The organism is Actinomycetospora sp., assembly GCF_036497245.1.
In the GTDB taxonomy this organism is placed as follows: domain Bacteria; phylum Actinomycetota; class Actinomycetes; order Mycobacteriales; family Pseudonocardiaceae; genus Actinomycetospora.
On record NZ_DASXJS010000126.1, the window covers coordinates 1 to 8927 of the forward strand.

General features: G+C 76.2%; 9 protein-coding genes. All 9 read left to right on the plus strand.

Going from position 1 to position 8927, the window contains the following annotated elements; all coding sequences use genetic code 11:
• A partial coding sequence (locus VGI02_RS13065) for a hypothetical protein (RefSeq protein WP_414638252.1) occupies positions 1-181 on the plus strand: 181 nt, incomplete at its 5' end.
• 98 nt (positions 182-279) lie between these two features.
• Positions 280-639, plus strand: coding sequence for a 50S ribosomal protein L19 (rplS, locus tag VGI02_RS13070; RefSeq protein WP_331627819.1), 360 nt, complete (start codon positions 280-282; stop codon positions 637-639).
• 64 nt (positions 640-703) lie between these two features.
• Complete coding sequence (lepB, locus tag VGI02_RS13075; RefSeq protein WP_331627820.1) at positions 704-2878, plus strand: signal peptidase I; 2175 nt, start codon at positions 704-706, stop codon at positions 2876-2878.
• 95 nt (positions 2879-2973) lie between these two features.
• The gene (locus tag VGI02_RS13080) at positions 2974-3771 is read left to right on the plus strand and encodes a ribonuclease HII (RefSeq protein ID WP_331627821.1); all 798 of its coding nucleotides are present in this window, start codon (positions 2974-2976) and stop codon (positions 3769-3771) included.
• Entirely contained in the window at positions 3768-4088 is a 321-nt protein-coding gene (locus tag VGI02_RS13085; RefSeq protein WP_169183366.1) for a DUF2469 domain-containing protein, read from the plus strand. Before VGI02_RS13080 ends, VGI02_RS13085 begins: the two co-directional genes overlap by 4 nt.
• Positions 4089-4313: 225 nt before the next feature.
• Positions 4314-4682 (plus strand): YraN family protein, encoded by a 369-nt coding sequence (locus VGI02_RS13090; RefSeq protein WP_331627825.1) that lies wholly within the window; start codon positions 4314-4316, stop codon positions 4680-4682.
• Positions 4682-6196, plus strand: a complete 1515-nt coding sequence (locus VGI02_RS13095; protein WP_331627822.1) for a YifB family Mg chelatase-like AAA ATPase — start codon at positions 4682-4684, stop codon at positions 6194-6196. The genes VGI02_RS13090 and VGI02_RS13095 overlap by 1 nt, the downstream gene beginning before the upstream one ends.
• Positions 6193-7368: a DNA-processing protein DprA gene (dprA, locus tag VGI02_RS13100; RefSeq protein WP_331627823.1), complete on the plus strand. Its 1176-nt coding sequence runs from the start codon at positions 6193-6195 to the stop codon at positions 7366-7368. Before VGI02_RS13095 ends, dprA begins: the two co-directional genes overlap by 4 nt.
• Before the next feature lie 131 nt (positions 7369-7499).
• Positions 7500-8666, plus strand: a complete 1167-nt coding sequence (locus tag VGI02_RS13105; protein WP_331627824.1) for a tyrosine-type recombinase/integrase — start codon at positions 7500-7502, stop codon at positions 8664-8666.
• Positions 8667-8927: the final 261 nt, after the last annotated feature.

Here is an 8927-nt window from a genome sequence, read left to right on the forward strand (position 1 = left end):
CGCGGTGCGTCCCGACCTGCTCGACGCGCTGCTCGCGCGGCACGGCGCGGCCGCGTTCGACGACCGGGACCGCGCGGTGCTGGCCTCCTGCGGGTACGACCCGGCCGCGGGAGCACGACCGGCGGCATGGCAGACTGGGGAGGTTGCCGCGGACGGCGCACGGCCCGAGAGGGGTCGCTGAAGCGCCGCCGCTGCCCGAGAACCGATCCACCTCGGCTGCACCCGGACGCCCGCTCCGCGGGCCCGGCGCCGGCCCGAGAGACCGCGAGGACGCTGACGATGAACGCCCTGGACGAGCTCGACGCCAAGTCGCTGCGCTCCGACATCCCCGACTTCCGCGCCGGGGACACCGTCAAGGTGCACGTCAGGGTGATCGAGGGTTCACGCTCCCGTGTACAGGTCTTCCAGGGCGTCGTGATCCGCCGACACGGTGGCGGACTCCGCGAGACCTTCACCGTCCGTAAGGTCTCTTTCGGCGTCGGAGTGGAGCGCACCTTCCCGGTGCACACCCCCAACATCGACCACATCGAGGTCGCCACCCGCGGTGACGTCCGCCGCGCGAAGCTCTACTACCTCCGTGAACTCCGCGGCAAGGCCGCGAAGATCCGTGAGAAGCGCGAGACGACCCCCGCTTCCTGAGCGGGTGGTGCTCCGGTGCGGTCTCCCTGTGCTGACTCCCGACGCCGTCTCCTAGCCTGATCTCGTGCCACCTTCCGACGAGTCCGGTCGTCGCTACCGCTCGCCCCGTCACGGGGAGCCCGATGCGCGGTGGGGCGGACCCGGCGCGGTCGACCCCGTCGATGATCCGTACGGGGACGTGAGCGGCGGACGGGCCTCGGGGGGCAGGCACGGCACGCCCGACGACGGCGGTCCGCGCCACGGCGCCGGGGACGACGCCGGGCCGGCGCGCCCGCGCCACGGCGGCACGGAGCTGTCCGACGATGGTCCGGGCGGCGGCCCGGGTCCGGCACCCTGGCCCCCGCCGACCGCGCTGCCGCACTCGTCCGGGGCGCCCTCCTCGCGATTCGGGACCGACGACGGCGGTCGCGACCCGCTGCCGTCGCGGTTCGGGAGCGAGGACCACGGGAACGGCCGCAGCTCCGAGCCGGCCCGCCCGCCGTCGTACGGCGCAGGGCCGAACGGACCCGGGCCCGGCACCCCCGGGCAGGGGCCCGCGTCGCCGTCGTTCGGGCAGGCCCCGTCCTCGCCGCCCTACGGACAGGCCCCGCAGTCGCCCTACGGGCAGCCGCCGTCCTCACCGCCCTACGGGCAGCCGCCGTCCTCGCCGCCGTACGGCCAGGCGCCGTCCGCACCGCCCTACGGCCAGGCCCCGTCGTCGTACGGGCTGCCGCCGTCCTCGCCGCCGTACGGGCAGGCACCGCCGTCCCCGCCCTACGGTCAGGCCCCGTCCTACGGCGGGCCTTCCGGATACGGACGCGGGCCGTCCTCGCCCGGCCAGGGACCCTCCGGGTCGAACGGCTCCGTGCCGCACGGTGCGCCCGGCGACGGTCAGCCGAACGGAAGCGGACAGTACGACGCCGCCCCTGGGCGGGGTGGGCCGAACGGCACCGGGTCGACGGCCGTCCAGCCGGCCGCGACGGAAGGCCGACCGTCGTCGACGGCGGTCCAGCCGCCCGTCCCGGCGCAGTCCGATGCCTCCGGTGCCGGGTCGCCCCTGCTCTCCGGCGGCACCCCGCCACCCGTGAGGAAGCGTGAGGCGGCCGCGGACGCCCCCTCCGGCGGTCGTGCCGACGCCGAGGACCCGAGCACCACGGCCCTCGGCGCGAGCGGTCACCGCCACCGACGGGGTGGCGGCGCGGGCCCGGGACGCGGCGACGGCGCCGAGGACACCTCGGGTCCCGGCAGGCGCGCCCGCGGGAAGAACGGCGAGGACGACGGGTCCGGCGGCGGCAAGCGGAAGCGCAAGGGCTCGTTCTGGCGCGAACTGCCGCTGCTCGTCGTCGTCGCGATCGTCCTGACCTTCGTCATCCAGACGTTCATCGCGCGCATCTACGTGATCCCGTCGGCGTCGATGGAGCAGACGCTGCACGGCTGCGACGGCTGCGCCAACGACCGCGTGGCCGTCGACAAGGTCTCCTACCGCTTCGGCGACCCCTCGCCCGGCGATGTCGTCGTGTTCAAGGGGCCGCAGGCGTGGCTCGACAACGACGAGGTCGGTGACGAGCAGCCCTCGAGCAACCCGCTGATCCGCGGGTTCCAGGACGCGCTGTCGCTGGTCGGTCTCGCGGCCCCCAACGAGAAGGACTTCGTCAAGCGCGTCATCGCCACCGGCGGCCAGACGGTCGCCTGCTGCGACACCCAGAACCACGTCCTGGTCAACGGCAAGCCGATCAACGAGCCCTACCTCTACTACCAGCCCGGGCTCGGGGACAAGCAGGCCACGTTCGACCCGGTCCGCGTCCCGGACGACCAGCTCTGGGTCATGGGCGACAACCGCAACAACTCTGCGGACGCCCGCTTCCACGGCCCGGTGCCCGTCAGCGACGTCATCGGCAAGGTCCGCGTCGTGGTGCTGCCGATCAGCCGCTGGCGCACGGTGCCCGCGATCGACCCGCAGGCGACGACGACGGCCCTGGGCGGCTCGGCCCCGCTCGGGACCGGCACCGCCGGGGCCGCCGCGGGCGCGCTCCTGGCGATCCCCGTGGTGGGCGCCGGGCGCCGGCTGCGCCGCGTGGTGGCCGTGGACCGGTCGACCGCGGCTCCGCCGCGTCCCGGGGACGAGGGTCCTGGGGACGAGGGTCCGGACGACGAGGGTCAGGGGGACGAGGGTCAGGGGGACGACAGTCCCCGCGACGGCCAGGACGGCCCGTCGGACGCCGACGGCGGGCCCCGAGCGGCGGAGGCCGACCGGGAGTGACGTCCGCGCGATCCCGCCCCGGTGGCGACGGACGTGCCCGGACCGGGGGGCGTCAGCGTCGTCGTACCCGCCGCCCGCTGCCGCCCCGTACCGGTGTGCAGCCGCCGCGGGCGATCATCCGCCGCTCCAGCGAGTCCTGGGCACTCCAGTCGGCGCTGGAGCGCCACGGGCTCGGTCCGGTCGTGGGCGTCGACGAGGCCGGTCGCGGGGCCTGCGCGGGGCCGCTCGCGGTCGCGGCATGCATCCTGCGCCCGAACGACGCGGCCCGCTTCGAGGGCCTCACCGACTCCAAGCTGCTCAGCCCCGAGGAGCGCGAGCGGCTCGCGACGGTGGTCCTGCGCCGCGCCGTCGACCACTGCGTCGTGCTCGTCGACCCCGCCGAGGTCGACCGCCGGGGCGTGCACGCGGCGAACATCGACGGCATGCGCCGGGCGGTGGCGCGCCTCGGGGTCCGACCGGGCTACGTCCTGACCGACGGCTTCCCGGTCTCCGGCTTCGGGGTCCCCAGCCTCGCGGTGCCGAAGGGCGATCTCGCGGCCGCGTGCGTGGCGGCGGCGTCGATCCTCGCCAAGACCACCCGGGACCGGTTGATGACCGAGCTGCACGGACGCCGACCGGAGTACGGCTTCGACCTCCACAAGGGCTACAGCACGCCGACGCACACCGCAGCGCTCGCGGAGCACGGCCCCAGCCCCGATCATCGCTACAGCTTCGTGAACGTCTCGCGTCTCACCGCCCACCCTGCTCGCCTCGCCGCCGGTCGGGCGGCAGACTCGTGGGACGGTTCGGTGGGCCACAATGACGAGGACGACCTCGCGGGATTCGACCCCGACGAGGTCGACGTCGTCGATCCCATGGCGGACGCCGAGGCGGAGGGGGGAGAGGGACCATGAGCGCGGAAGATCTCGAGAAGTACGAGACCGACATGGAGCTGTCGCTCTACCGCGAGTACCGCGACATCGTGAGCCAGTTCTCCTACGTGGTCGAGACCGAGCGCCGGTTCTACCTGGCGAACACGGTCGACGTGGCGGTGCGCAACGCCGACGGCGAGGTGTACTTCGAGGTCCGGATGTCCGACGCGTGGGTCTGGGACATGTACCGGCCGGCGCGGTTCGTCAAGAACGTCCGCGTGGTGACGTTCAAGGACGTCAACGTCGAGGAGCTCGACAAGCCGGAGCTGCGCCTCGAGGACGGCCCGTTCGGCGGCTGATCCGCGGCCGCCCGTCCCGTCGGTCGCGGCGGACGGTCTAGCGCTCCGTCCACACCCCGCGCTCGACGCCCGGGTTGTCCCCAGCGTGCCCGCCGACGCTCGCCCTCGTCCTCCTCTGCCGTCCACCGTGATCGGCGAGGGGCGGGGTCGCCTCTCCTCGAGGCGGCGGGAGACGGCGTGGTGGGCAGCAGCGGGTCAGGTGGTGACGCCGGGAGCGAGCAGGCGGTGCGCCGGAGGCCGAGGGCGTCCGACGAGCTCGGACGTGCCGGTGAGCAGGTCGCGGTCGAGCATCTCGTCGCGCGGGGACTGGTGGTCCTGGCCCGCAACTGGCGGCGGCGGGAGGGCGAGCTGGACGTCGTGGCCACCGACGGGCGCAGCCTGGTCGTCTGCGAGGTGAAGACCCGCTCCGGGGTCGGCTACGGCCTCCCCGTGGAGGCGGTCACCCGTGCGAAGGCCGCGCGGATCCGGCGGCTCGCCCAGCAGTGGCTCGCGGAGTCGCGGGCGCGCTGGGTCGAGGTGCGCTTCGACGTGGTCGCGGTCCTGCTCGTGCCCGGCCTGGCACCGCAGGTCGAGCACTACGAGGGGGCCTTCTGATGGGGCTCGCCCGCGCGTGGTCGATCGGCCTGCACGGCGTCGAGGGCGACCTCGTGGAGATCGAGGCGGACGTCGGTCTCGGGCTCCCCGGGCTGTCGCTGGTGGGGCTGCCCGACGCCGCTCTCGCCGAGGCCCGTGACCGGGTCCGCGCCGCGGTCGTCAACTCCGGGCAGGTCTGGCCGAACCGCAAGATCACCCTGGCGCTCTCTCCCGCGACACTGCCCAAGCAGGGGTCGAGCTACGACGTCGCGCTGGCCTGCGGTGTCCTCGCGGCGGACGACCGGCTGGCCGCCGGGGCCCTCGAGGACGTGGTCCTGCTGGGCGAGCTCGCCCTGGACGGCCGGATCCGGGACGTCCGGGGTGTGCTGCCGTGCGTCATGGCCGCCCGGCGCGCCGGGGTGAAGCGGGTCGTGGTGCCTGCCGCGGCCCTCGACGAGGCCGGCCTGGTCGACGGGGTGGAGCTGCTCGGGGCGTCCCACCTGAGCGAGGTCCTGGCGTGGCTGCGCCGCGAGGGCGATCTCGCGGTGCCGGAGATCCGGCCGCGGCTACGCCTGCGCCCCGTGACGGAGGACCTGGCGGACGTCGTCGGGCAGGAGACCGCCCGCCACGCCATCGAGGTCGCCGCCGCGGGCGGGCACCACCTGCTCTTCGTCGGCCCGCCCGGCTCCGGCAAGACGATGCTCGCCCGACGGCTCACCGGCCTGCTCCCGGACCTCGGCGTCGAGGAGGCGATGGAGGTGGCCGCGGTGCGCTCGCTCGCCGGGGCGCTGCCGCCCGACGACGACCTTCCGGTCACCCCGCCGTTCGTCGCCCCGCATCACGGGGTGTCCGCGGCCGCGCTCGTCGGGGGCGGGTCGGGACTCGCGCGCCCGGGGGCGGTCTCGATGGCGCACCGGGGGGTTCTCTTCCTGGACGAGGTGTTCGAGTTCGGTCCACACCTGCTCGACTGCCTGCGCACCCCGCTCGAGGAGGGCGAGGTGCGCCTGGCCCGCAAGGACGGCGTGGTGCGCTACCCGGCGCGGTTCCAGCTGGTCATGGCGGCGAACCCCTGCCCGTGCGCGCCGCCGCGCCCGGCGGACTGCCACTGCGCGCCGAACCAGCTGCGCCGCTACGAGGGCCGGCTGTCCGGCCCGATGCTCGACCGCGTCGACCTGCGGGTCGCGTTCCGGCCGGTGGCCTCGCTCGCGCGCGGGGAGGACGAGGCGCCCGAGGCCACCGCCACGGTGCGGGCGCGGGTGCTCGGGGCCCGTGAGCGGGCCAGGGAGCGGTGGAAGGAGGCGGGCTGGCGGAGCAACGCGGAGGTCCCCGGCCCGGCCCTGCGCCGCCACGTGCCGATCCCGCGCGAGGCCGCCCTGGACCTCGACCGGAAGTTGCGCGACGGCGTCCTCACGGCGCGCGGACTCGACCGGTGCCTGCGCGTGGCCTGGACGCTGTGCGATCTGCGGGGCGGCGATCGCCCGGACTCCGCCGACGTGCACGAGGCGCTCCGGCTCAAGCACGAGGGGTCGGCATGAGCGCCGGGACCGACGCCGGGACGGGGACCGGGGTCGCGGAGGGGGTGCTGCGCGCCCGGGCCTACCTGATGCGCCTCGCCGAACCCCCGGCGCCACGCCTGGCGCACCTCGTGGCGCTGCTCGGCCCGGTCGAGGCCGCCGAGCGCATCCGCGGGGGCGCCGACCTGGGCCGCCACGTCGGCGGCGAGGTGGCCGGGCGGCGCGACGTCGACCGGGTCGACGCCGACCTGGACGCGGTGCGCGCCCTGGGCGGGCGCCTGCTGGTGCCCGAGGACGCCGCGTGGCCCACGGCGGCGATGGCGGCCTTCGAGCATCCCGACCTGCACGGGAGCACCGACTGGGTGGCGCCGCTGGGGCTGTGGGTGCGGGGTCCGGGCTCGCTCGCCACGCTCTCGGACGGCGCGCACCGCAGCGTCGCGGTCGTCGGGTCGCGGGCGGCCACCGGGTACGGGAAGTGGGTGGCGCGGGAATGGTCGGCCTCCCTCGCGGACGAGGGGCTGACCGTGGTGTCCGGGGCCGCGTTCGGGATCGACGCGGCGGCCCACCGCGGGTGTCTCGCCGTGAACGGGGCGACGGTCGCGGTCCTGGCCTGCGGGATCGAGCGGGCCTATCCGGCCGCCCACGCCCGCCTGCTCGAGACCATCGCGGCGCAGGGCCTCGTGGTCAGCGAGTACCCGGTGGGCACCGTTCCCGCCCGGCACCGCTTCCTGGTCCGCAACCGCCTCATCGCCGCCCTGGCGAGCGGCACCCTCGTCGTCGAGGCCGGCGCCCGCAGCGGGGCGGCCCGGACGGCCCTCGCGGCGCGCGATCTGGGACGTCTGGTCATGGCCGTGCCGGGGCCGGTCACGTCCGCGCTCTCGGTCGGCAGCCACCACCTCGCCCGCCAGCCGGGGGTGAGCCTCGTCGGTTCGGTCGACCACGTGCTCGAGGACGTCGGGCCCGCGGGGCGCCTCGCCACGCCGCCGGCACGGCCCCGCGGGCCCCTCGACGGCCTGTCCATGCCCGCCGTCCGCGTCCACGGCGCGTTGCGGGGGTTCGCCACGTCGACGGTCGGCGCCCTCGCCCGGGAGTCCGGCGTCGACCCCCGCGCGGTGCCTGCGGCGCTCGACGAGCTCGCGGCCGCGAGGCTGGTGGTGCCGGACGGCGAGCGGGGGTGGTGCCGACCCGGCTGACGCCCGGGTCGGTGCGACGAGCGGTTGCGGAGCGCGACCACGATGACCGTTGCCCGACGGCGCCGCGCGGTCACCGACGTGTGCGCGGCGGTGCTTGACGCTCACCGTCCGGCCCGGGAGTCTCATCCGCGATGACCGGCAGATTCCCCTCTCAGGGCTTCGACGACCAGGCTTCGGGCCCGGGCGCGGCGAGCCACGGTGACGGGCCCGACCCGTCCGGGGAGGGACGGCCGAAGCGGTCACACAGAGCGACGAAATCGGAGATCCCCGCAGCTCGCGAGGTTCCCGACGCCGACACCGGCACGGCCCCCGGCGAGGTTCTCCCGGAGGGCCTCGCCCGGGCCGTCGAGGACTTCGCCGAGCACCTGCGTCTCGAGCGCGGGCTCTCGGAGCACACCGTGCGCGGGTACACCGGCGACGTCACCGCGGCCCTGCGCCACCTCGCGTCGCGCCCGACCGCCCGGCGCAGCGCCGACACCGACGGGCGGGACGTCACGCTCGCCGACCTCGACCTGGCGGCGCTGCGGTCGTGGCTGGCCGCCGGTGGGGTCGAGGGACCCGCGTCCAGGGGAGCGGCGGGCCGGCGTCCCGCGCGTCGCACCACCGTGGCCCGCCGCGCCGCCGCCGCCCGGGCGTTCACCGCCTGGGCCGCCCGCACCGGCCGCGCGGCCACCGATCCCGGCGCTCGCCTCGCGTCGCCCCGGGCCCACCGCAGGCTCCCCGCCGTGCTGCGCGCCGACCAGGCCGCCGCGGCGCTGGACAACGCCGCGGCCGGGGCCGCCGAGCACCACCCGGTCGCGCTGCGCGACCACCTGCTGCTCGAACTGCTCTACGCCACCGGCATCCGCGTCTCGGAGCTCTGCGGGCTCGACGTCGACGACGTCGACGACGGCAGGCGGACCCTGCGGGTGCTCGGCAAGGGGGCCAAGGAGCGCACCGTCGTCTACGGCGGGCCCGCCGCGGCCGCGCTGGACGCGTGGCGCGCCGACGGGCGCCCCCACCTCGCCGTCGCGGGCTCACCGCCCGCGCTGCTGCTCGGCGCCCGCGGTGGGCGCCTCGACCCGCGGATCGCCCGCACCGTCGTCCACGACGCGGCGCAGTCGGTCCCGGGTGCACCGGACATCGCACCGCACGGGTTGCGCCACTCCGCGGCGACCCACTTGCTCGAAGGGGGAGCGGACCTGAGAAGCGTCCAGGAATTGCTGGGGCACGCCTCGCCGGCGACGACCCAGCTCTACACCCACGTGACCGCCGACCGCTTGAGGGCCGTTCATGACTCCGCCCATCCCCGCGCCTGAGCCGCCGCGCCCGGCAGGCCGTCCCTCGGCCTCCCCGGCAGCGGTGGTCAGCCCGCTGCCCGCGCTCCCGGGCGTCGACTCCGTCTTCACCGCTCCCCGGCCGGGCCGGGGAACCGCCGTGCGGGCACGCCCCACGACGATCCGGCCCGTCACCGAGGCCGACGGCACCGCCGCCGACGAGGAGGCGATCGTCGAGGCCGGCATCGCCGAGATGTGGGCCGACTACGCCGACGCGCCGCACGACAAGATGGTCCGTGACCG

Bases quoted from the DNA above. Each gene is read 5' to 3' on its own strand.
- VGI02_RS13085 (WP_169183366.1), top strand. From the start codon at position 3,768: ATGAGCGCGGAAGATCTCGAGAAGTACGAGACCGACATGGAGCTGTCG.
- VGI02_RS13105 (WP_331627824.1), top strand. From the start codon at position 7,500: ATGACCGGCAGATTCCCCTCTCAGGGCTTCGACGACCAGGCTTCGGGC.
- dprA (WP_331627823.1), top strand. From the start codon at position 6,193: ATGAGCGCCGGGACCGACGCCGGGACGGGGACCGGGGTCGCGGAGGGG.
- VGI02_RS13095 (WP_331627822.1), top strand. From the start codon at position 4,682: ATGGGGCTCGCCCGCGCGTGGTCGATCGGCCTGCACGGCGTCGAGGGC.
- rplS (WP_331627819.1), top strand. From the start codon at position 280: ATGAACGCCCTGGACGAGCTCGACGCCAAGTCGCTGCGCTCCGACATC.